This window comes from Rheinheimera sp. D18 (assembly GCF_004345025.1).
Taxonomy (GTDB): Bacteria; Pseudomonadota; Gammaproteobacteria; order Enterobacterales; family Alteromonadaceae; genus Alishewanella; species Alishewanella metallidurans.
The window spans coordinates 1,761,962-1,784,504 of sequence record NZ_CP037745.1 but is presented as its reverse complement, the minus strand read 5'-3'; the positions used below and the strand labels follow the sequence as shown (position 1 = coordinate 1,784,504).

The following is a 22,543-nucleotide window of genomic DNA, read 5'->3' as shown; positions in this document are numbered from 1 at the left end:
TTGTTTAAAAATGTAATCCTGTAACAGGTTTTACGTTTGCTACTTATTTTACAACAAAAACGCTACAAATAGCACGAGATATTATTTATGTTGTGTAGTTAGTTCTTCGCTTGTTATTGCTGGCTCATAACGACGTATTTGCAACACAATACCAAGATAAGGATGATCAAGATAATGTATTTCACCACTGATTACTCTGCGGCTTTGTCTTACATTTACCGTTTGTAAGCTGGTTTTAGTGGGCAAGCGTAAATTAAACTCGGTATTTACAAATAAATAGTGGTCTAAATGCAATTTAAATAGCCCATCAAGTTGCCATACCTGATCTGGCAGATTACGTATGGCTAAGCTATCGCTGCTGCTCGGCTGTTCTAATGCTGAAACCGGATGCTCAGGTAACTGATTGTTAGCGTTAAGTTGCTGTAACAGTTGCTCAATGTTAGCGATAAGCTCATTTGATGCTTGAGTATGGGTATTAGGGCGTAGTTGTTCTGTTTGATTTGTGTCGTTAAGCAAAGCAGTGCTGTTAGTACTTTGTGCATTCGTTTTTGGCTGACCCCAATAATCAAATTGTTGGCTAAAGTTTTTGCCAGCAAACCAACGGCTTGCTATCGCGCGTCGCTCCGTTACTGGTGCTTGGCGCCAACTGGTATGTAATAACAGGTTAACACCAGCTTGGCGTTTAATTTTATTCGCAAGTTCAGTTAGCTGCAGCGATGATTGTTCAGCTAAATAGGGCTGAGTTTGATGCTCGCCATTTCCGGTAATAACTGGACCGATATGCCCAGGATAGGGCAGTTTACTGTTTATATAGCGTGATTCAAATACACTGTTTTGCTGCCAACTTGGTAACTGCGGTTCGAACACGCAAAGCTGTTTTGGTAAATTGAGGTTAAAGCGATATTCTGTTGCTAACGTCGGCGCAGAGTTACACAAAGGTAATGCTTCTAATAAACCGGTTAGGTCAGCTTGGTAGCGTGGTGTTAGTAAATCATAAGCGCGCCCGGGCTTTATTGGCGTAACGGTATCGGCAAAAGATTCTTGTAATTCAGCTGCGGGTGTCTGGCTAAATACCAGCAACTCTATTTCAAACCAGCGCTGCTCTTGTGCACTTAATGCAGTGCTAGACAAAGCTGCGCATATTAAACCCAGACTTACCGCTTTACTCATTTTTGTACCCTATGTTTGGCAAAATCCGACAGCATATTGGCAATTAAGCTTAGGCGTTCAGCACCATCATTTGCGACGATATTAAAACGTAGCTTTTGTCCACCCTCAAGTTTAAATACCCTTGACTGCTTTTGAATTAATTCAATTATGTAGGCTGGCGACACGGCTGTTTTTTCGCCAAATTCTACCACACCGCCTTTGTTACTGGCTTCGATACGACGAATACCCAGCGTTTGTGCTTGTAATTTAAATTCGGAAATAGCGACTAAGTTTTTTGCCGCATCGGGTAGTAAACCAAAACGGTCGATTAACTCTACTTGTACTTCGTCTAGCTCGTCAATATTACGTGCTGATGCCAGCTTTTTATAGCAAGATAGCCGCAAGTTAACATCGGGTATATAGCTTTCTGGCAACAGTGCGGGTATGCGTAATTCTATTTCTGTTTGTTGGCTGAGCATAGCATCTAAACTGGGTTCTCGGCCGTTTTTCAATGCATTTACCGCTTGCTCTAACATATCCATATACAGGCTAAAACCGACAGATTCTATTTGGCCGCTTTGCTCATCACCTAAGAGTTCACCGGCACCACGAATTTCTAAATCGTGGGTAGCTAAAGCAAAACCTGCGCCTAAGTCTTCTAAGCTGGCAATGGCATCTAGCCGTTTTTCGGCATGTTTGGTAAGACGTTTTGGTGGAGGTGTTAATAAATAAGCATATGCCTGATGGTGCGAGCGGCCAACACGGCCACGTAACTGATGTAGTTGTGCTAAACCAAAATTATCGGCGCGATTAATAATAATAGTATTGGCAGTAGGCACATCTATACCGGTTTCAATAATGGTAGAGCACAGCAGCAAATTAAAACGCTGATGATAAAAATCGGCCATAATTTGTTCAAGTTCACGCTCGCGCATTTGACCGTGGGCAATACCAATAATGGCTTCAGGTAGTAATTCCGCTAGGTCACTGGCCATTTTTTCAATACTGGCAACATCGTTATGTAAGAAATATACCTGGCCGCCGCGTAATATCTCGCGCATTACCGATTCTCGGATCAAGCCATTTTCGTATTCACGAACAAAGGTTTTCACTGCTAAACGCCGTGCTGGTGGCGTGGCAATAATAGAGAGGTCACGCATGCCCGACATGGACATATTTAGCGTACGCGGTATTGGCGTAGCGGTGAGGGTTAAGATGTCGATATTCGCGCGTAGGGCTTTAATCTTTTCTTTTTGCCGAACGCCAAAACGGTGTTCTTCATCGACAATAAGTAAACCTAAATCATGCAGTTTAATGTCATCCTGCAACAGCTTATGCGTGCCAATTAAAATATCCACTTTACCGTTTGCCACATCTTCTAAAATGGCTTTTTGCTCTTTACTGCTGACAAAACGAGACAGCACTTCTACTCGCACTGGCCAGTTCGCAAAGCGGTCTTTAAAGTTTTCAAAGTGTTGTTGCGCCAAAAGTGTGGTCGGCACTAGTATTGCAACCTGCTTGCCATCATTGACCGCAACAAAAGCTGCGCGCATGGCAACTTCAGTTTTACCAAAGCCAACGTCACCACACACTAAGCGATCCATGGGTTGTGGCGTTTGCATATCGCGTAACACCGCATCAATGGCATCTTGTTGATCAGGGGTTTCTTCGTACGGAAAGCTATCGGCAAATATTACATATTGGCCCTCGTCTAAGGCGAAGGCATAGCCTTTATGTGCGGCGCGTTGAGCATACACATCCAGTAACTCTGCCGCGACATCACGTACTTTTTCGGCAGCTTTGCGCCGTGATTTTTCCCAGGTATCGTTACCCAGTTTATGCAACGGTGCGTGTTCCGCATCGCTACCACTATAACGACTAAGTAAGTGTAGCGAGGTTACCGGCACGTAGAGCTTGCTTGAGCCGGCATATTCTATGGTAACAAACTCAGCGCTAATGCCCGCAGCATCAAGTAATTGCAGCCCTTGGTAGCGGCCAATACCGTGCTGCAAATGGACAACCGGTTGGCCAATATTTAGCTCTGCAAGGTTACGAATAACCGTGTCGCTTGACACTTGTTGGCTACGTTTACGGCGCCGGCGTTGGCTAATTTTTTGACCAAATAGCTCGTTTTCACTAATTAGAGCAAATAGTTTTGGTTGCTCAATTAGCACGCCTTGCTCTAAGGCGCCAATAACAATACCTAAATCGTCTTTACTGGCACTAAACGCGGTTAGGTCGTCAAACTGCGCAATACGCATTCCAGCTTTGTGCAGCAACTGCAGCAAACTTTCGCGACGGCCCTCACTTTCAACAAAAAATAGGGCTCGGCCTTGCTGCTGTTTAAGCTGAATAATAAATTGTTGTAAGGCTTGTAGTGGATTTTTTAATTGATGATTGACACTAAGATCAGCCAGTGTTGTTACCAGAGCGTTACCTTGCCCTGCACGTTCTGGCAGCGCGGCTTGGCTTAAACGAATGCGGCTGTATGCTTTTAAGCTGCCAAATAACTGATCAACCGATAAGTAAAGCTCGTTGGGTAGCAAAATAGGCCGCAGTAAATCTATTGCTCTGTCGTCGTAGCGTCGTCTTAATTCGTGCCAAAACCGTTCCGCGCTGTGTTCGGTATCGCCTAATAATAGACAGCGGGTATCGACAGGTAAGTAATCAAATAAGGTTGCGGTTTTTTCAGTAAATAGCGGTAAATAATACTCAATACCTGCTGGCAATATGCCATGAGTAACTTGCTGATATAAAGATTCTTTTTCATTTCTTGCCGCAAAGCGTTCGCGATACGCCATGCGAAAACGTTCAATTGCCGCTTTGTCAGTGGGAAACTCATGCGCTGGTAGCAATTCAATATAATCAACTTGAGCTTGGCTACGTTGATTATCGGGGTCAAAGGTACGGATACCATCAACGTCGTTATCAAAAAAGTCTATTCGATAGGGTACGCTTGCACCCATTGGATAAAGATCAAGTATTGAACCGCGGGCTGAAAACTCGCCATGTTCCATGACCTGGTCAACGCTGCGATAACCAACAGCCGCTAATTGCAATTTTATTGCGGCTAAATCTGCTTGTTGGCCTTTTTTAATTAAAAAGCTGTTTTGCTCTAAATAATCGCGATGACAGATACGCAGCAACAGTGTGCTTACTGGCACAATAACTACGCCGCGCTTTAACCGTGATAATTGGTACAGTGTTTTTAAGCGCTGAGAAATAATATCTTGATGCGGTGAGAAAATATCGTAGGGCAGAGTTTCCCAATCAGGCAGCGTGAGGATTGGACACTCAACATTGTGAAAAAACACGCTGAGTTCTTGTTCTAAACGCAACGCGCTAGGTGTATCCGGCACTAATAACAGATAGGGTGCGGCTTGCTGCTGCAATAGTTGTGCAATAGCTAACGGCAAGGCAGCACCTTGTAAATTGCCCCAATGCAATTGGTCGGTATTATGCTTAATTTGTGGTAATACTGAGATCAGATCCATGAAAAACGACTAACCTTTAATGCGCCATAGCCAATACTAAGATGATGAATGTTGCTGACGTTGCTCGGCTTTCTGTTTTAATAGTTTTGATTGCTGATGCAAGCTAGCACGCACAATCAGTTCGCGATCTTCGTCTCTGATGCGTGTAAATACAACCTTTATTTGCCATTTTTCTGCTTGCTGCTCGCAGCTAAGCACCTGCGCATAACAAAAAACCGCACCGTCGTTATTATCAAGAAATAATTTTAACTCTAGTACGGTAAGCGGCGCCAACGGTGTGTTTGCTAAATAACTACAGCCACTAGCACCAAAGCTTTGCGTAATAAAGCGCTCGTTAGCATTGTCTTGTTGCTGCAATACATAATGAAGCAATAAATCAATTTTGCGTGCTTGTTGTTGTAAATAATTTGCCAGCTCTTCAGCCATTTCACCTAGCCGGTTTAATGAACGCAACGCTGAACCACTTAAGCTATTCACATTAGATGCGAGCAGAAATGGCGGTGGAATTGCCGCGTCTAATGCTGCAGTTGACGGTAGTGGGCCATTAATGGCTTTAGCGTTAATGTTAATACCATGCTCAACACTGAAATAATCCTGATAGGTATCAGCTAGCTGTTTTAATGTTAAGTCACTCATTGCGTTACCTTCGCAAGCTGCTTGTCATAACTGACAATAATCTCTATGATCGTCGCCACTTTACCATCTAACGTGGGCCTTGTCCTGAATATTAGGATGTCGTTACCTGTCAGTTTGTTCGTCGGATTTCGCTATAGCAAAAGCCGTTCGGGAAATGCCTTTATCTCCTTTATTACGCTATTTTCAGTGGCAGGGATCTTTCTGGGCGTTATGGCGCTAACTATTGTCAGTTCAGTAATGAACGGGTTTGAAGGCGAATTAAAAAAACGTATTTTGGGCGTGATCCCACATTTAGTTATTACCGCGCCACTCGAAACCGTTAATCATTGGCAGCCTGCGCTTGCGAAAAATCCACTGGTACAGCAAATTGCCCCATTTTTGCAAGTTGAAGCCTTAGTGCAGTCACCACGACAGCTTACCGGTGTGTTGCTGCAAGGTGTAACTGTTGATGCTTTGCCACATTTTATGCAACAAGCCTTGATAGTCGGTGACTGGCAGCAGTTTTCTTTGCAGCGCTATAGCGTACTGCTCGGGCGAGGGCTAGCCGAGCAGCTTGAAGTATCAGTCGGTGACTCATTAAGGTTTATGTTACCACAAGCCGGTAGTTATACGCCGATGGGCTGGGTACCGCGGCAACGCTTGTTTAGCGTGGCAGGTATTTTAGAAACTGGCTCTGACGTTGATAAGCACCTTGCCGTAACAAATTTATCTGATTTAACCCGCTTAGCGGGTGGCAATAATACACAGTCGCAATGGCGCGTAACGTTAACCGAGCCTTTTTCAGCGCCGCAACTTGCGTTAAAGCTGGCCAGCGAACAACAGTTACAAGTTACCGATTGGCGCCAAAGCCAAGGCAAGTTATTTGCCGCAGTAGCAATGGAAAAGGCGATGATGTGGTTAATGTTATTATTAATTGTCGCTGTTGCTGCCTTTAATATTGTTTCTGCTTTGGTAATGATGGTCACTGATAAACAAGCTGAAATTGCCATTTTAAAAACCCTAGGTATGACTGACCGGCAATTATTTACCATATTTGCTGTGCAAGGGTTAATTAATGGCGTCATTGGCGCCGTTACCGGCGTGATAGTTGGTGTGCTGCTATGTTGGCAATTAAACCCATTATTAGCGCTATTAGGTATGCAGCTGGCGGCGGGAATTACCTTGCCTGTAGATATTCAGTTTGGTCAACTTTGTTTAATTTTACTCAGTGCAATAACCCTAACTCTGCTTGCCGTGTGGTATCCGGCGAAACGGGCGGTAAGTATTAATCCGGCGGATATATTACGAGATGAATAACGTATTAACGGCAGAAAAAATCTGTAAGAGTTATCGCGATGGTGAACAAGTAACTGACGTTTTACACGATGTTGATCTTTATATTAACCGTGGCGACATGCTAGCTATTGTCGGGAGTTCAGGTTCAGGTAAAAGTACGTTATTGCATATTTTAGGCACCTTGGATAAACCTGACACTGGGCGTTTGAGCATTCTTGATCAAAACGTTGCGGCGTTAACGGCAAGCCAAAAAGCAAAGTTACGTAATGAGAAACTCGGGTTTATTTACCAGTTTCATCATTTGTTAATGGATTTTACCGCGTTAGAAAACGTAGCAATGCCACTGCTAATTCGTGGTTTACCGGCAGCAGACGCACAAAAACGTGCCGCGGTTATGCTAGAGCGGGTAGGCTTAAGCCATCGAGCTAGTCACCGGCCAGCTGAGTTAAGTGGTGGCGAGCGGCAACGTGTTGCTATTGCGCGAGCTTTGGTTGGCGAACCCGCATTGGTGCTTGCCGATGAGCCTACTGGTAATCTTGATCAGCACACTGCTGAGTCGGTTTATCAGTTACTGCGTAGTTTAAACCAAGAGCTAAAAACCAGTTTTATTGTTGTTACCCATGATCTGCAATTAGCGTCACGTTTAGACCGTCATGTACTAATGCGTGATGGTCGTTTGGAGACCCGCCATGGCTAGTTTGGCTTGGCAACTGGCAAAACGTTATCGTAATACCCGCCACAGCAGCGGGTTTATCCGGTTTATTTCTGCCAGCTCTACATCCGGTATTGCCTTGGGCGTAGCGATTCTTATTTTAGCACTATCGGTAATGAACGGCTTTGAACTGGCGTTAAAACAACGTTTGTTGTCGGTTATTCCGCATGTAGAACTAGATGCAGTACAACAGAAAATAGGCGATTGGCCACGTAAACAGCAGGTATTTGCTTCGGTTGCTGGGGTAGACGCGGTTGCGCCTTATATTAAAACCAACGGTATGTTGCGTTTTGGCAGCGCGGTAAAGGCCGCCGAAGTGCGAGGTATTGAACTGGCAGCTGAGAAAAAAATTAGCGATTTTTCGTCTTACGTTAGTGCCGGGCAATTAGATACTTTAGCAGAAGCGGACATTGTACTTGGCCAAGGCATTGCTGATGCGTTGGGTGTTAGCGTAGGCGAGCAGGTACAACTTATGCTACCAAAGCTAACGGACGATGGTCGCTTAGCAAGCCACAGCAGCGCAAGTTTAACAGTAAGTGCTATTGTCGCTATTGGCGGGCAGTTAGATTACAGCCATGTTTGGTTAAACATGCATACCTTAGCAGAACTGTTAGCGTTTGAACCTAATACTATTCAGGGCTTTGCCGTTCGCGTTACCGATATTTTTCAGGCACCGCAATTAGCACGCGAGCTAGGCCGAGTGTCAGAAGACTACGTGTACTCACTGGACTGGTTTCGTACTCAAGGACACGTTTATCAAGATATTCAGATGGTGCGCAGCATTCTTTATTTAGTCCTGGCATTAGTGATTGCCGTAGCCTGTTTTAATATTGTCGCCACCTTAGTAATGGCAGTACGTGAGAAAGAGGGCGATATTGCTATTTTACTTACCATGGGCGTAGCGCCCAGCACTATTGTTTTAACCTTTATGTGGTTAGGCTGGCTTAATGGTTTGGTCGGTAGCTTAATTGGTGTGGTTACGGGTGTGGCTTTGGCGTATTACATTGAACCGCTATTTGCGTTAGTTACAAAGTTGTTAGGACATTCGCTGCTCGATCCAAGCATTTACTTTATTAATTTTATTCCCTCTTTGCTGCAATGGCAGGATGTTGCTTTAACACTGGGTGTCGCGTTAGTCATGAGTTTATTAGCAACTCTCTACCCAGCTTGGCGGGCAAGTAAAGTGCAGCCCGCGTTTGTACTTGGCCAGCGTTAATCTGCTTGGGTTTTATTGCGCTTTAGTTTTTTTACTAACTGCGCTTTGCGTATCGAGATGCGCCATAACCAGTCAATGGTAAAGTAACCTATAATAGAAGAGCAAATTGCCATTAATAAACAACCGGTTAAAAACGGCTTACCTATTGAGCTAATACTGTGTTGTAACCAAGCCCAACTTGCCTCAAAGGCAAAGTGTTCAATTGGTGTTCGTAACACCACACAGCCAACCAAATAACTTAAATAAAATAATACCGGCATGGTTAGCGGGTTAGTTAACCACACTAAAGACACCGCCAGCGGCAAGTTAACGCGCATCGGAATAGCAACGGCGGCTGAGGCTACCATTTGAAATGGGATTGGGATCCAAGCAAAAAACAACCCAACGGCGACTGCACCGCGCGCCGAGCGGCGGTTTAAATGCCATAAGTTGCTATCATGTAATAAAGTGCCGAACATTCTCAACAACTTTTGTTGCTTGATTTTTTCTGGCGATGGTAAATATTTCTTAATAAAGTTCTTTGGCATACAACCTATTCACAAAAAACGAAGATGAAATCTTTTTGCATTGGCGTGTTAGCTGGCAGCCTATTGTCGTTGTTTTTGCCAATAGTGCCAGCTTTTTTCATAATATTTTTGCTGATAGCGGTAATTTTTATTTTACCAAGATCCGGCAGGTTATTCGGTGCCGGTGTTATCGCTTTTATAGCCAGTTGGAGCTGGCAGTTTTATGCTTACCAAGATACACAGCACGCATTACTGTTATCTCAACAGCCTTTAACTGGCGTTATTGTCGATACGCCACAGCATTATACCGAGTATAGCCAATTTAAGCTGCAGCTTGATAGCGGTTTAGCTAAAGGCTACTACATTCAGCTTAATTGGCACTTACCGCCACACACTTTAAACCCCGGCCAACGTTGGCAGCTTACGGCAAAATTACGCCCAGTTGCAGGTGTCGCTAACCCAGGAGCGGTTAATAAAGAAGCCCAGGCCTTGCTAGATAATGTCATTGCGCAAGGCAACGTTACGGCAGAAACAGAGGCAATGCTATTGGAGCAGCAGTTCAGTTTACGTCAGTATTGGCTAGACAAGTTAAGCTTTGCCGTTTCATCGCTGCAAACAAAACCATTGTTAATGGCGCTAACTATGGGCGAGCGTAATTTTTCGCCTAGCTTATGGCGCGGCTTACAGCAATCTGGATTAGCCCATTTATTGGCGATATCTGGGTTACACATAGGTTTGGTGTTCGGTTGGGGTTTAGTGTTGTTACGTGTATTACCGTGGCCAATACGTTATCTAAACTGGCGTCAGCCGATAGCGCTGATGGGCGCCATGTTATTGAGCTTTAGCTATGCGTGGCTAGCAGGGTTTGCGGTGCCAACCATTAGGGCCTCTGTCGCTTTAATGTTGTTAGTTTTAGCGTTGTTACAAAAAAAGTCGCTTAGCTATCTTGGTTACTGGTTGTTGCTTGCGGCCATTTTACTATTAAGCAAACCGTTTTTTACCTTGAGTAAGAGTTTTTGGTTGTCGTTATTAGCCGTGGCGGTAATTTTCTTTGTGCTTTGGCGACAGCCGCAACGTCGTTCTCGTTGGCGAGATAAACTCACACTGTTTTTTAGTTTTCACTTTAGCCTAACCTTATTTATGGCGTTGCTGAGTATGTTGCTATTTAATGGCACTACGCTGCTTAGCTTGTTATCTAATCTGTTATTTGTGCCTTGGTGTAGTTTACTAGCAATCCCAATCTTGCTGCTGTGTTTGTTAGCCGAGTTAATAGGGTTGCCCGGCAGCAGCGCAATGTGGCAGCTATGTGATTGGCTATTTCAGCCGCTACTGTGGTGGTTAAACTGGAGTGCCGAGTATGGTAGCTGGTTAGTGCTACCCGACATTTCAAATGTACTGATTATTGCCGTTTTAGTGTTGTTGCTATGGCATTATCTTGCAGCCCCCCGTTTATTGTATTTTATATTACCGTTCTTATTTTTGCCGTTATTGCAGCAGGCTGTTAAGGCGCCCACATGGCAACTGCACCTGATAGATGTCGGGCAAGGTTTATCCGCATTATTACAATATGGCGATCGAGGTATGCTGTACGATGCTGGACCACGTTATGGTGAGCATAGCGCTACCGCAGCGCAGGTATTACCTTATTTGCGCCAACGAGGTGTTAAAACATTAGATTATTTAATATTAAGCCATGATGACAGTGATCATACCGGTGACTGGCAACTGCTTAAGCAAGAATACCCAGACGTGCACATATATACCGACATTGCCAATGTTGATACCGCTATGCCATGTGCGCAGTTACCAGAGTATTATTTGCATGCTCAGCTATCCGTGCTTGAGACTGGGAATTTTAGCAATAAAAATGATAGTTCCTGTGTACTGCTGATTAACCTTTACGGTTGGCAAATATTAATTCCTGGCGATATTAGTCAGCAAGTTGAACGTCAATTAATACAACGGTACCCAACACTTACTGCCAATGTGCTGGTGTTAGCGCATCATGGTAGTAATAGCTCTAGCCATTTTACGTTTTTATATCAGCTAGCTCCGCAGTTAGCGTTAAATAGTGCAAGTTTATATAATCGCTATCAGCATCCGGCTGAACAAGTTGTCGCACGCCTTGCCGCACTAGGTATCCCGTTACATAACACCGCGCAAAGTGGCGCCTTGCGCTTAGACATTACTGCCAATTCTATGGCATTAATTGAATATAGAGCGCAAAGAATCCCCTTTTGGTTACAAAAGCCAGATGGAAATGCTGAAACCTTGGCGGCAACACGTTAGAATAAACAAAAAACTTAGGTAGGACGATCCTTTGACGGCTTCACCCACTATAAAGCAGCGCAGCTTTCGCCGATTACTGTCTTATGTAAAACCGTACCGTTGGGGCTTTATTGCCGCCGCTATTGGCATGCTTGGCTATGCGTTAGTTGATGTGTATTTTGTTTCACAATTAAAAGACTTTATTGATGTTGGTATTAATCAAAAAAATACTGACTACTTGCGCTTTGCACCGATTTTTATCGTCATTATTTTTATCTTACGCGGCGTATTTAATTTTATCGCCAGCTATTGCTTAAACTGGGTTGGCACGCATGTAGTGCAAGAAATGCGGCAGCAACTATTTCAACATCTAATGCGCTTACCCGTTAGTTTTCATGATCAACATTCTACTGGTGATTTAATTTCTAAAATCACCTATAACACGGAACAAATTAAACAAACCACATCGCGTGCACTGGCGGTATTAATTCGTGAGGGCGCCTTTGTACTGGGTTTATTGGTGGTAATGTTTTGGAACAGCTGGCAGTTATCGTCAATCTTTATTCTTATTGCGCCAATCATTGCGGTTATCGTCAGTTTTGTGTCAAAGCGTTTTAAATTATTAAGTCAAAACATTCAAAACGCCATGGGAGAGGTGACAACCTGCTCAGAGCAAATGCTTAACGGCCACAAGGTAATTTTATCTTTTGGTGGGCAAGAAATTGAAAGTAAACGCTTTTTCAAAGTTAATAATATAACTCGCCGTCAAGACGTGAAAATGGAAGCAACACGTTCTATTAGCGTGTCGTCAATTCAAATTATTGCGTCTTTTGCCCTGGCCTTTGTTATTTATATGGCCAGTTTTCCTGAGATGTTAGATAGTTTAACCGCCGGAAAATTCACCACCATTGTTGGTTCTATGATGATGTTACTGCGGCCATTAAAACAATTAACTACGGTAAATAGTGAATTTCAGCGAGGTTTAACGGCTGCCGATAGTGTGTATCTGATATTAGACCAACCGGCAGAACAAGATACTGGCAGCCATGTTTTAGCTGATATTAAAGGCGAAATTTGCTTTAAACACGTTAATTTTTCCTACCCCGGCCATGAGCAGCAAGTGTTGCATGATATTAGCTTTACCGCACCAGCTGGTAAAACTGTGGCCCTTGTGGGCCGTTCTGGTAGCGGTAAAACCACAATATCTAGCTTATTACCGCGATTTTATGATGTGTTAGACGGTGACATTACATTAGATGGCATACCCATTAAAAGTTGTACTTTAGCCTCTTTACGTCAGAAAATGGCTGTGGTGTCGCAACATGTCACCTTATTTAATGACACTATAGCCAACAATATTACCTATGGTTTTACCGAGCCGGTTTCGTTGCAACGTTTGCAAGATGTTGCGGAAAAAGCCCATGTTATGGAGTTTGCCGCTAACCTAAAAGATGGCTTAGATACCATGATTGGTGAAAACGGCGTTAGCTTGTCAGGTGGGCAACGCCAGCGTATTGCTATTGCACGTGCTTTATTACGTGAGGCGCCTATTTTGGTGCTGGACGAAGCGACATCTGCACTGGATACCGAGTCAGAGCGGAAAATTCAGGCGGCACTGAACGAGTTGTTAAAAGATCGCACTAGCATTGTGATTGCGCATCGTTTATCTACCATTGAAAACGCCGATATTATTATCGTTATGGATCAAGGCCGCATTATAGAGCAGGGTGATCATCACAGTTTATTGCAACAAGATGGTGCCTACGCACAGCTATATAAACTGCAATTTGGTTCTGAACAAACAGCGGTATAACACCAAACTAGGCAGAATAATGAACGGTATAAACGCGTGAGCTGGATAGAAAAATGCTGGTACAGTAATAGTCGCGTATATTGGCTACTCATGCCGCTAGCCTGGTTATATGCTGCTATTACCGCTTTTCGGCGTTGGCTGTTTCGTGTTGGTTTAAAACGAACCCATCGCTTACCGGTGCCGGTCATTGTCGTGGGTAACATTAGTATTGGAGGTACTGGTAAAACACCGTTTACTTTAATGTTATGTCAGTTATTACAAAGCCAAGGCTGGCGGCCGGGTATCGTTAGCCGAGGTTATGGCGCAAAAATAGCTAAGCCGCGCTTAGTTGCTGCGAATGATAATGCCGCAGATGTTGGTGATGAGCCGTTATTATTAGCGCTACGCAGTGGTTGTCCGGTGGTGGTGTATGCCAATAGGGTGCAGGCAGCAGAGTATTTATTACAACAAGCTGACATCGATATTATTATCAGCGACGACGGTTTACAGCATTATGCAATGCAACGCGATATCGAAATAGTTTTAATAGATGGTTTACGTGGTTTGGGTAACGAGCAATTACTGCCGGCGGGGCCGCTACGTGAGCGGCGCTGGCGTTTAAGCTCGGTAGATTTAGTGCTCAGTAATAGCAAAGCTTTGCCCTATAGCGATGGTGTAATGCACATTGTGCCTGACCAGGCTAGAGCACTTAACTCGGCGCAAACACTCAGCGCAGGGCCGGTTAATTTAGTGGCGGCCATTGGTAACCCAGCACGTTTTGCCCAAACAGCGCAGCTAGCCGGTTTTAGCATTGTGCAGCAGCATTATTTTGTTGATCATCATCAATTTACGCCAGCAGATTTTACCACTATTGCCACGCCTATTCTGATGACCGAAAAAGACGCAGTAAAATGCCGCGCGTTTGCCAAAGATGATTGGTTTAGTTTAGGCGTAAATGCCCAATTAGATATGCCAGCTATGGCAAAACTTACAACCCTTTTAACTCAGTTACGGAGCACCTATGGCACTTAAAATTGCCTTAACCGATATTTTGGCCTGTCCGGTATGTAAAGGTAAGCTTAAATACGATAAAGCCTCAGCACAGCTTATTTGTTTAGTCGACAGATTGGCTTACCCAATACGAGAGAATATCCCGGTGTTAATTGCCGATGAAGCGAAGTTGTTAAGTGCCGATGAGGTTGAGCAATGGCGTTCGTAGTCATTATTCCCGCGCGTTACGCTAGTAGTCGTTTACCCGGTAAGCCGTTAGCCGATATTGCCGGTAAATCGATGATTGAACGCGTGTACCAGCAAGCTATGCTAAGTGGCGCTAGCCAAGTAGTCGTAGCAACGGACGATGCGCGTATTGAAGCCGAGGTGTTACGCTTTGGTGGTCAGGTATGTTTAACCTCAGCCAAACATAATTCGGGTACAGAACGTTTAGCTGAGGTAGTAACGCAATTAAATTTAGCCGCAGATACTATAGTGGTAAATGTGCAAGGTGATGAGCCCTTTATTCCACCGAGCATTATTAAGCAGGTAGCAACTAATTTAGCGGCGCAAAGCAAAGCTAATATGGCCACGCTTGCTGTCGCTATTGATAGCATTGAAGAAATAAATAATCCGAACGTGGTAAAAGTAGTCTGCGATCAGCAAGGTTATGCCCTCTATTTTAGTCGTTCTGCGATCCCTTTTGATCGAGATGGCGCGTTTAGCGCAGATATAGCCGCGAATTATCGCCGACATATTGGTATTTATGCTTATCGTGCGGAATTTATTCAACGTTATGTGCAGTGGCCAGCATCACGGTTAGAACAAATAGAATGTTTAGAGCAATTAAGAGTGCTTTGGCAAGGTGAAGCTATTCATGTTGCTACCGCGCTAGAAACGCCAGCAGTAGGTGTGGATACACCCGCTGATCTCGCCGCAGCCTGCCGTTATGCTCAAGGTTTGGTTTAAACGGTGAGTGCATTTCGTGTTGTTGCCACTACCGAGCATTTTGTCGTATTAAATAAAGCGCCAGGTGTTAGTTTTCATTCTGAAGCGGAGCCGGGGTTAGTGGTATTAGCTGAGCAACAATTGCAAATGCCGCTGTATCCGGTGCATCGGTTAGATAAGGTAACCTCGGGGCTAATTATTCTGGCGCGCAGTTCAGCTGCTGCGGCGGAATTTACTCAGTTATTTAATCAACAGCAGATTGAAAAATATTACTTGGCCATTAGTTTAGATAAGCCACTAAAAAAGCAGGGCTGGATTAAAGGCGATATGGTGATTGGTCGACGCTCTAGCTGGAAGCTGCTACAAACCATGCACAAGCCGGCGGTTAGCTATTTTATTAGCCAAGGTTTTACTGATTTACCGTTTAGATTGTTTTTAATTAAGCCATTTACGGGTAAAACACACCAAATACGGGTAGCGTTAAAAAGTGTATCAGCGCCGATTGCGGGTGATGTATTATATCAAGCTAGTGCTGAGCAACGTGTATATCTGCATGCTTACGCCCTTGTTTTTAACTTATATAATCAGCGTTATAGCTATGTGTGCCCACCCGATGAGGGCGACCGATTTTTACAATTAACCAGTAGCAACGCACTTGAACAGTGGGCTGAGCCTTGGGCGTTACCTTGGCCTAGTTATATTGCAGCGAAACAGCCAAACATAACGAGCAATAATTAAATTTAGTTACTTAATTCGAAATACAGTAGAGATTTGATGTCAGATTATTTATTACGTTTTGCCGGCATTGCCCGTTTATATGGTGTCAATGCATTAGAAGTATTTCGCCAAGCGCATGTGGTGGTTATTGGTATTGGCGGCGTTGGCAGTTGGGCAGCAGAGGCCCTAGCACGTTCAGGTGTAGGCGAAATTACGTTAATAGATTTAGATGATGTTTGCATTAGTAATATTAATCGTCAGTTGCATGCGTTAACCAACACCATAGGCCAAGATAAAGTGGCGGTGATGGCAGAGCGTATTTTGGCGATTAACCCGGAGTGTAAGATAAACCAAGTTACCGATTTTATTGATGCTGATAATATGGCTAGTTTATTAGCAGGCAATATTAGTTATGTGCTTGATGCCATAGATTCGGTAAGAGCAAAGGTAGCGTTAATTGCCTATTGCAAGCGCAATAAGATCCCGTTGATCACAACCGGTGGCGCGGGTGGGCAATTAGACCCTACACAAATTCAATTAGCGGATTTAAGTCAAGCTTATAACGATCCGTTGCTGGCAAAAGTGCGTAATGCGTTGCGCCGTGATCATAATTTTACCCGTAATACTAAGCGTCGTTTTGGTGTTGACTGTGTATTTTCAACTGAGCAATTAAAATACCCTCAAGCCGATGGTAGTGTTTGCCAACAAAAACCTGAGATGAATGGCAGTATGCGTTTAGATTGTAGCGGTGGTTTTGGTGCGGCGTCTGTGGTTACTGCTAGCTTTGGTTTGGCTGCGGTATCAAAATTATTAGTTAAATTGGCTAATAAGCCGACAAAACCAAGTGTAACTGAACGCTAAGCGTGCTTATTTTGCTAGGTATAGTTTTAATGGGTATAGCTTTTTATCTTAGCAATCATTGCATTTAAACCATTACCGCGAGATTGGCTTAAATAAGGTTTCAGTTTTAATTGTTCAAAGGCATTGGTTAAATCAAACTTTTTTAGCTCAGCGCTGGTTAAACCATTAACTAAAGACAACATAATGGCCATTAAACCTTTGACGATGCGGGCGTCGCTATCAAGCACAAAAAAATGCTTGTCGTCGATCTGATCATGGTAATGCATTAACCAAGCTTGAACTTCACAGCCTTTTACTAAAAACTCTGCTTGTTTCATTTTTTCGGGAATAATTGGTAATTTCTTGCCTAATTGCATCAATATACGGTATTTATTTTGCCAGTCGCTCGACTGTTGCATAGCGAGCAAATCATGGTGTTTTATATCGAGCAGCCCGTGCTTAGTATCTTCTAATAATTGACTTAAAATCATTTAGTTAGTATCTCCACAGACTGTTCTAATGCGAGTAAACAGCGATTTACATCGTCTAGTGTGTTGTATGCAGCAAAAGAAAATCTCACCGCGCCGGGTTGCGCCAAATAACTAAATAGTGGCATCGCACAATGTTGCCCAGAACGTACTGCAACGTGCTGCTGATTTAACAGTTCAGCCACATCGGAGTGGTGTTCATTGTTAACGTTTAATGCCACTATACCGGCATTATGCGCAGGCTGCGATAAAATATCTATAGCGTTAATGGTTGCTAACCCTTGGTAAAACGCTTTTAGTAGTAGTGACTTATGTGCTTTTATGTCTGCGACGTTATAGTGTTGTAACCAGCTTAGCGCTGCCATAAGGCCAATAGCACCGACGATATTCGGCGTACCCGCTTCTAAACGAAACGGTAATTGGTTAAAGCTGGTTTTTGCAAAACTAACCTCGTCTATCATTTCACCGCCACCAAATACCGGTGTTAAGCGCTCAAGCCACTGAGTTTTGCCGTATAACACACCAATACCGGTTGGGCCGTAAACTTTATGGCCGGAAAATACATAGAAATCACAGTTAAGCTGCTGCATATCGGGCTGTTCGTACACTATGCCTTGCGCACCGTCTATTACCGTAACGGCGCCAGCATCTTTAGCTAAGGCAACCATCTGCGCTACCGGCTGAATATGGCCCAACACGTTAGAGATATGGCTAAAACTGACTACTTTAGGTTTAAGCGCGAGTAATTGTTGGTAGGCGACTAAATCAAGTTGATGCTCTGCCGTTAATGGCACAACATCAATAATGACACCAAAACGCTGACAGTGCAGTTGCCAAGGCACAATATTGGCGTGGTGCTCAAGTTGGGTAAGTAAAATGCGATCACCGGCTTTAAGCAAGCTATGCATTAAACCAAAGGCAATTTGATTTAGTGCTGCGGTAGCGCCACTGGTAAAAATAATTTCATGGTTAAACTCCGCGTTAATATAGTTGCCAACCGTGCCGCGTGCCTGCTCAAACAATAACGTTGCCTGCTGGCTTAACTGGTGCGCACCGCGATGTACATTACTATTATGCTGCTGATAAAACTCAATTATTGCCTGTACCACGGCATTAGGCTTATGCATAGTGGCGGCATTATCAAGATAGACCCAGTTGGGATTATGCTGAAAAAAAGCAAATTGCTGGCGAAACTGCTGAACATCAAAAACCGGCATAAGGGCAGGGGTCCGCTAACTAAGATGGCGCGATCTTGCCTGTTTTATTAAGGTAGCGCAAATTAAGCGCGGTATTTTAATTAAGAAAAAAGCGGCCTAGGCCGCTTTTTATGCAGAATTAACTTAACGCTTATTCAGTGGAGTAAAATCACGCTGGGTATAACCAGTGTATAACTGACGCGGACGGCCAATTTTATGGCTTTTTTCTCCCAGCATCTCGTCCCAATGTGAAATCCAGCCAACAGTACGTGACATAGCAAAAATCACAGTAAACATGCTCGTTGGAATACCAATTGCTTTTAAGATAATACCTGAGTAGAAATCAACGTTCGGATACAGTTTCTTCTCGATGAAGTACGGGTCTTCCAGCGCAATACGCTCTAGTTCCATTGCTACATCTAACAGCGGATCTTTAACGTTTAGCTCTTTTAATACTTCATGGCAGGTATCGCGCATTACTTTGGCACGTGGGTCAAAGTTTTTATACACGCGGTGACCAAAGCCCATTAAGCGGAATGAGTCATCTTTATCTTTGGCACGGGCAACGTATTCTGGAATACGGTCAACAGAGCCAATTTGTTGTAACATTTTTAAGCAAGCTTCGTTGGCGCCGCCATGTGCAGGCCCCCAAAGTGAGGCTACGCCCGCGGCAATACATGCATATGGGTTAGCACCTGATGAGCCCGCTAAACGTACTGTTGAGGTAGACGCATTTTGCTCGTGATCAGCATGCAGCATAAAAATACGATCCATGGCCTTAGCTAAAACGGGGCTAACTACGTATTCTTCTGCAGGTACCGAAAACATCATATGTAAGAAGTTTGCTGAATAGCTTAAATCGTTACGTGGATGCACAAAAGGCTGACCGACGGTGTATTTATATGCCATGGCTGACAACGTAGGCATCTTGGCAATTAAGCGATGGGCGCTGCGTTTACGTTGCTCTGGGTCATTAATGTCTAAATCGGAATGGTAAAAAGACGACATTGCACCAACCACACCGCACAGCATTGCCATAGGGTGCGCATCTACGCGGAAACCTTGGAAAAAGGCCGCAATTTTTTCATGTACCATTGTGTGGCGGGTAATGGTGCCTTTGAAATGATTATATTGTTCTGCGTTTGGTAACTCGCCTTCTAACAACAGGTAGCATACTTCTAAATAGTCTGAATGATCTGCCAGTTGTTCAATCGGATAACCACGATGTAATAACACACCGTTATCACCATCAATGTAGGTGATTTTTGATTCACAAGAACCGGTAGACATAAAACCCGGATCAAAGGTGAAATAACCATGCTGACCCAAGGCACGAACATCAATTACGTCAGTGCCAGCGCTGCCCGAGTATATTGGCAACTCGAACGATTTCCCATCGATCTGCACGACGGCCTTTTTATCTGCCATTGGATTTCTCCTGTTGTTGTAGTATCGGGTTAAAGGAATTTTGCAAGTTGGCCGCTATTCTAACTGCAAATGCCCCCATAAAGTCAATTTTAATGAATATTTGCTTAATAAGTATTCGACTCTAGTATTATTGCTCTCATGGACAAAATGTGTAATGTTTCGAATACGACTATTTTTCAGTAAAACCAAACAAAAATTGTAATAACAGCTTACGAAATATATACTAATGCGGTTTTTAAACAGTTCACTCGGCAAGCACTTTTTCGGCTGTCTGGCAACACTGATCCAGTTTGGGCGATAAGGTGTATTGATTTTGGGTGTTGACTGTTTATACAGCAATGACAACGACAATGACAACAAGAGCTCGATTATGGGCATCGATGGGCAAGCACTGTGAAAAAACAAAGACCAGTAAATCTCGACCTTTCTACCATATCGTTTCCGGCAGCGGCCATAGCGTCAATTTTGCACCGGGTTACCGGCGTAGCATTATTTTTTGCTTTGGTATTCGTCATTTGGGCTTGGGCTTATTCGCTACAAGACCAACAGAGCTTTGACTTCGTCAAAGAGCTGATGACATCTCACCTCGCTAAGTTTATAGCCTGGGGCACTATCACTGTTCTGCTTTATCACCTAGTTGGCGGTATCCGTCACTTGGTTATGGATTTAGGACACTGGGAAGAGCTTAAATCAGGTGATATAAGCGCCAAAGTGACTATTGCACTGTGGTTAGTATTAGCAGTATTAGCAGGAGTCTGGTTATGGTTTTAAACCAAGCAAGCCTTAAACGCGACGGCGTGCAGGATTTTGTGTCACTACGTGCAACGGCGGTTGTACTGACACTCTATATCGTGTTTATTCTGGGTTTCTTTCTTTGCACCCCAGAAATAACCTTTGAAATTTGGCATGGTTTGTTTGCCAATATTCTGGTTAAAGTTTTTACTTTGTTAGCGTTAATTTCTATTGCTGTGCACACCCGCATCGGTTTATGGCAAGTGCTAACTGACTACGTTAAGTCACCAGCATTACGTGCTGTATTACAATTCTTCCTTTATACCCTGGTTTTCGCTTATGTAGCGGTAGGCCTGTTTGTTTTGTGGGGTGCTTAAGTGACTATTCCAGTAAGAGAGTTTGATGCCATTGTAATTGGTGCAGGTGGTGCTGGTATGCGCGCCGCATTGCAAATTACTGAGTCAGGTTTAACCTGCGCACTATTATCAAAAGTATTCCCAACGCGTTCACACACTGTTTCTGCCCAAGGCGGTATTACAGTTGCGTTAGGTAATAGCCACCCAGATAACTGGGAATGGCACATGTTTGATACTGTTAAAGGTTCTGATTATATCGGCGACCAAGATGCTATCGAATATATGTGTAAAACCGGACCAGAAGCGATAACTGAACTAGAAAATATGGGTTTACCGTTTTCTCGTTTTGAAAATGGTCGCGTGTATCAGCGCCCATTTGGTGGTCAATCGCAGAATTTTGGCGGTGAGCAAGCCGCTCGTACCGCAGCAGCAGCTGACCGTACTGGCCATGCTTTGTTGCACTTGCTTTATCAGCAAAACGTAAAGAACAAAACTCAGGTATTTTCTGAGTGGTATGCACTTGATTTAGTGAAAAACCAAGACGGCACTATCGTTGGCTGTACTGCTATTGATATTGAAACCGGCGAAATCGTTTATTTCAAGGCAAAAGCTACAGTATTAGCTACCGGTGGTGCAGGGCGCATTTATGCGTCTACCACTAATGCTCATATTAATACCGGTGATGGTATCGGCATGGCAATCCGTGCTGGTGTACCATTACAAGATATGGAAATGTGGCAATTTCACCCGACCGGTATTGCTGGTGCGGGTACATTAGTTACTGAAGGTTGTCGCGGCGAAGGCGGTTACTTGCTAAATAAAGATGGCGAACGTTTTATGGAGCGCTACGCACCAAACGCCAAAGACTTAGCTAGCCGTGACGTGGTTGCACGTTCAATGATGACCGAAATTCGTGAAGGCCGTGGTTGTGAAGGCCCTTGGGGTATTCACCTTAAGTTAAAACTGGATCACTTAGGCGCAGAAGTATTAGAAAGTCGTCTACCAGGTGTGTGCGAACTATCAAAAACTTTCGCTCACGTTGACCCAACTAAAGAGCCAATTCCGGTTATTCCTACTTGTCACTATATGATGGGTGGTATTCCCACCAACGTTCATGGTCAAGTACTTGCACCTAAAGCCGATGGTTCAACGCCAATCGTAAAAGGTTTATTTGCTTGTGGCGAAATTGCTTGTGTATCAGTGCACGGTGCTAACCGTTTAGGTGGTAACTCGTTACTAGACTTAGTTGTATTTGGTCGGGCGACTGGCTTACATTTAGGTGAAGCACTTGCGGCAAACACTGAAACTCGTGATGCATCGCAGTCAGATATTGACGCGGCGTTAGTACGTGTTCGCCGCTGGGAAGCAACGACACCTGGTCAAGGTGAAGACCCTGTACAAATTAAGAAAGACTTACAGCAGTGTATGCAGCTAAACTTCTCGGTATTCCGTGAAGGTAAAGCTATGGCTGAAGGTTTAGAGCAGTTAAAAGAAATTCGTGAACGGTTGAAATTCGCCCGCTTAGATGACAAGAGCTCAGATTTTAATACTCAGCGTATTGAATGTTTAGAGCTAGATAACCTAATGGATACGGCATTTTCTACTGCAGTAGCTGCAAATTTCCGTACTGAAAGCCGCGGTGCACATGCTCGCTTTGACTTCCCAGATCGCGATGATGAAAACTGGTTATGTCACAGTGTTTATACACCAGAAACCGAAACAATGAGTAAGCGCGAAGTCAACTTGGAACCTAAGTTCCGTGATGCCTTCCCGCCCAAAGCACGTACATATTAAGAGGGC

The 22,543-nt window shown here is 44.0% G+C and carries 20 protein-coding genes; 13 read left to right on the top strand and 7 right to left on the bottom strand.

Annotated features, from left to right (window positions below):
• Positions 1-81: 81 nt before the first annotated feature.
• From E0Z06_RS08435 to E0Z06_RS08425, 3 genes are read right to left on the bottom strand one after another with little or no spacing between them, the layout of a single operon-like run.
• Complete coding sequence (locus E0Z06_RS08435; RefSeq protein ID WP_132583694.1) at positions 82-1,170, bottom strand: CsiV family protein; 1,089 nt, start codon at positions 1,168-1,170, stop codon at positions 82-84.
• On the bottom strand, positions 1,167-4,643 hold the full coding sequence (gene mfd, locus E0Z06_RS08430; protein WP_132583692.1) for a transcription-repair coupling factor: 3,477 nt from the start codon (positions 4,641-4,643) through the stop codon (positions 1,167-1,169). The genes E0Z06_RS08435 and mfd overlap by 4 nt, the downstream gene beginning before the upstream one ends.
• A gap of 36 nt (positions 4,644-4,679) precedes the next feature.
• A complete protein-coding gene (locus E0Z06_RS08425) occupies positions 4,680-5,279 on the bottom strand; it encodes a PilZ domain-containing protein (protein ID WP_132583690.1) in 600 nt (199 codons plus the stop codon).
• 96 nt (positions 5,280-5,375) lie between these two features.
• On the opposite strand from E0Z06_RS08425, the gene E0Z06_RS08420 reads away from it, so the two are divergent.
• The 3 genes from E0Z06_RS08420 to E0Z06_RS08410 are packed head-to-tail and all read left to right on the top strand — an operon-like array spanning position 5,376 to position 8,482.
• Entirely contained in the window at positions 5,376-6,575 is a 1,200-nt protein-coding gene (locus tag E0Z06_RS08420; RefSeq protein ID WP_132583688.1) for a lipoprotein-releasing ABC transporter permease subunit, read from the top strand.
• The gene (gene lolD, locus E0Z06_RS08415) at positions 6,568-7,251 is read left to right on the top strand and encodes a lipoprotein-releasing ABC transporter ATP-binding protein LolD (protein ID WP_132583686.1); all 684 of its coding nucleotides are present in this window, start codon (positions 6,568-6,570) and stop codon (positions 7,249-7,251) included. Before E0Z06_RS08420 ends, lolD begins: the two co-directional genes overlap by 8 nt.
• Positions 7,244-8,482, top strand: coding sequence for a lipoprotein-releasing ABC transporter permease subunit (locus E0Z06_RS08410; RefSeq protein WP_132583684.1), 1,239 nt, complete (start codon positions 7,244-7,246; stop codon positions 8,480-8,482). Before lolD ends, E0Z06_RS08410 begins: the two co-directional genes overlap by 8 nt.
• Here the strand turns inward: E0Z06_RS08410 and E0Z06_RS08405 are convergent.
• Entirely contained in the window at positions 8,479-9,009 is a 531-nt protein-coding gene (locus tag E0Z06_RS08405; RefSeq protein WP_132583682.1) for a DUF2062 domain-containing protein, read from the bottom strand. The genes E0Z06_RS08410 and E0Z06_RS08405 overlap by 4 nt on opposite strands.
• Positions 9,010-9,033: 24 nt before the next feature.
• Here E0Z06_RS08405 and E0Z06_RS08400 point away from each other — a divergent pair, with 24 nt between their 5' ends.
• The 7 genes from E0Z06_RS08400 to tcdA are packed head-to-tail and all read left to right on the top strand — an operon-like array spanning position 9,034 to position 16,564.
• Complete coding sequence (locus E0Z06_RS08400) at positions 9,034-11,277, top strand: DNA internalization-related competence protein ComEC/Rec2 (protein ID WP_132583680.1); 2,244 nt, start codon at positions 9,034-9,036, stop codon at positions 11,275-11,277.
• A gap of 31 nt (positions 11,278-11,308) precedes the next feature.
• On the top strand, positions 11,309-13,069 hold the full coding sequence (gene msbA / locus E0Z06_RS08395) for a lipid A export permease/ATP-binding protein MsbA (protein WP_132583678.1): 1,761 nt from the start codon (positions 11,309-11,311) through the stop codon (positions 13,067-13,069).
• A 36-nt stretch (positions 13,070-13,105) separates the two neighbouring features.
• The gene (gene lpxK, locus E0Z06_RS08390) at positions 13,106-14,080 is read left to right on the top strand and encodes a tetraacyldisaccharide 4'-kinase (RefSeq protein WP_132583676.1); all 975 of its coding nucleotides are present in this window, start codon (positions 13,106-13,108) and stop codon (positions 14,078-14,080) included.
• On the top strand, positions 14,070-14,267 hold the full coding sequence (locus E0Z06_RS08385; RefSeq protein ID WP_132583674.1) for a Trm112 family protein: 198 nt from the start codon (positions 14,070-14,072) through the stop codon (positions 14,265-14,267). The genes lpxK and E0Z06_RS08385 overlap by 11 nt, the downstream gene beginning before the upstream one ends.
• Positions 14,255-15,007, top strand: coding sequence for a 3-deoxy-manno-octulosonate cytidylyltransferase (gene kdsB / locus E0Z06_RS08380; RefSeq protein ID WP_132583672.1), 753 nt, complete (start codon positions 14,255-14,257; stop codon positions 15,005-15,007). Before E0Z06_RS08385 ends, kdsB begins: the two co-directional genes overlap by 13 nt.
• A gap of 3 nt (positions 15,008-15,010) precedes the next feature.
• Complete coding sequence (locus E0Z06_RS08375; protein ID WP_132583670.1) at positions 15,011-15,724, top strand: pseudouridine synthase; 714 nt, start codon at positions 15,011-15,013, stop codon at positions 15,722-15,724.
• Positions 15,725-15,760: 36 nt separating this feature from the next.
• A complete protein-coding gene (gene tcdA / locus E0Z06_RS08370; protein WP_132583668.1) occupies positions 15,761-16,564 on the top strand; it encodes a tRNA cyclic N6-threonylcarbamoyladenosine(37) synthase TcdA in 804 nt (267 codons plus the stop codon).
• Positions 16,565-16,590: 26 nt separating this feature from the next.
• Here tcdA and E0Z06_RS08365 read toward each other — a convergent pair whose 3' ends face one another.
• The 3 genes from E0Z06_RS08365 to gltA all read right to left on the bottom strand — a co-directional run bounded on the left by E0Z06_RS08365 (position 16,591) and on the right by gltA (position 19,655).
• Positions 16,591-17,034, bottom strand: a complete 444-nt coding sequence (locus E0Z06_RS08365) for a SufE family protein (protein ID WP_207903053.1) — start codon at positions 17,032-17,034, stop codon at positions 16,591-16,593.
• Positions 17,031-18,248, bottom strand: a complete 1,218-nt coding sequence (locus E0Z06_RS08360) for a cysteine desulfurase (RefSeq protein ID WP_132583666.1) — start codon at positions 18,246-18,248, stop codon at positions 17,031-17,033. Before E0Z06_RS08360 ends, E0Z06_RS08365 begins: the two co-directional genes overlap by 4 nt.
• A gap of 123 nt (positions 18,249-18,371) precedes the next feature.
• The gene (gene gltA, locus E0Z06_RS08355) at positions 18,372-19,655 is read right to left on the bottom strand and encodes a citrate synthase (RefSeq protein ID WP_132583664.1); all 1,284 of its coding nucleotides are present in this window, start codon (positions 19,653-19,655) and stop codon (positions 18,372-18,374) included.
• A gap of 393 nt (positions 19,656-20,048) precedes the next feature.
• On the opposite strand from gltA, the gene sdhC reads away from it, so the two are divergent.
• The 3 genes from sdhC to sdhA are packed head-to-tail and all read left to right on the top strand — an operon-like array spanning position 20,049 to position 22,537.
• Positions 20,049-20,426, top strand: a complete 378-nt coding sequence (sdhC, locus tag E0Z06_RS08350) for a succinate dehydrogenase, cytochrome b556 subunit (protein ID WP_132583662.1) — start codon at positions 20,049-20,051, stop codon at positions 20,424-20,426.
• Complete coding sequence (gene sdhD / locus E0Z06_RS08345; RefSeq protein ID WP_132583660.1) at positions 20,417-20,764, top strand: succinate dehydrogenase, hydrophobic membrane anchor protein; 348 nt, start codon at positions 20,417-20,419, stop codon at positions 20,762-20,764. The genes sdhC and sdhD overlap by 10 nt, the downstream gene beginning before the upstream one ends.
• A complete protein-coding gene (sdhA, locus tag E0Z06_RS08340; RefSeq protein ID WP_132583658.1) occupies positions 20,765-22,537 on the top strand; it encodes a succinate dehydrogenase flavoprotein subunit in 1,773 nt (590 codons plus the stop codon).
• Positions 22,538-22,543 lie beyond the last annotated feature (6 nt).

Excerpts from the sequence above, each read along its gene's own strand:
- E0Z06_RS08435 (WP_132583694.1), bottom strand. The coding sequence starts at position 1,170 with ATGAGTAAAGCGGTAAGTCTGGGTTTAATATGCGCAGCTTTGTCTAGC.
- kdsB (WP_132583672.1), top strand. The coding sequence starts at position 14,255 with ATGGCGTTCGTAGTCATTATTCCCGCGCGTTACGCTAGTAGTCGTTTA.
- gltA (WP_132583664.1), bottom strand. The coding sequence starts at position 19,655 with ATGGCAGATAAAAAGGCCGTCGTGCAGATCGATGGGAAATCGTTCGAG.
- E0Z06_RS08410 (WP_132583684.1), top strand. The coding sequence starts at position 7,244 with ATGGCTAGTTTGGCTTGGCAACTGGCAAAACGTTATCGTAATACCCGC.
- E0Z06_RS08425 (WP_132583690.1), bottom strand. The coding sequence starts at position 5,279 with ATGAGTGACTTAACATTAAAACAGCTAGCTGATACCTATCAGGATTAT.
- E0Z06_RS08360 (WP_132583666.1), bottom strand. The coding sequence starts at position 18,248 with ATGCCGGTTTTTGATGTTCAGCAGTTTCGCCAGCAATTTGCTTTTTTT.
- E0Z06_RS08420 (WP_132583688.1), top strand. The coding sequence starts at position 5,376 with ATGTCGTTACCTGTCAGTTTGTTCGTCGGATTTCGCTATAGCAAAAGC.
- E0Z06_RS08385 (WP_132583674.1), top strand. The coding sequence starts at position 14,070 with ATGGCACTTAAAATTGCCTTAACCGATATTTTGGCCTGTCCGGTATGT.
- E0Z06_RS08400 (WP_132583680.1), top strand. The coding sequence starts at position 9,034 with ATGAAATCTTTTTGCATTGGCGTGTTAGCTGGCAGCCTATTGTCGTTG.
- sdhD (WP_132583660.1), top strand. The coding sequence starts at position 20,417 with ATGGTTTTAAACCAAGCAAGCCTTAAACGCGACGGCGTGCAGGATTTT.
- mfd (WP_132583692.1), bottom strand. The coding sequence starts at position 4,643 with ATGGATCTGATCTCAGTATTACCACAAATTAAGCATAATACCGACCAA.
- E0Z06_RS08405 (WP_132583682.1), bottom strand. The coding sequence starts at position 9,009 with ATGCCAAAGAACTTTATTAAGAAATATTTACCATCGCCAGAAAAAATC.
- lolD (WP_132583686.1), top strand. The coding sequence starts at position 6,568 with ATGAATAACGTATTAACGGCAGAAAAAATCTGTAAGAGTTATCGCGAT.
- tcdA (WP_132583668.1), top strand. The coding sequence starts at position 15,761 with ATGTCAGATTATTTATTACGTTTTGCCGGCATTGCCCGTTTATATGGT.
- E0Z06_RS08365 (WP_207903053.1), bottom strand. The coding sequence starts at position 17,034 with ATGATTTTAAGTCAATTATTAGAAGATACTAAGCACGGGCTGCTCGAT.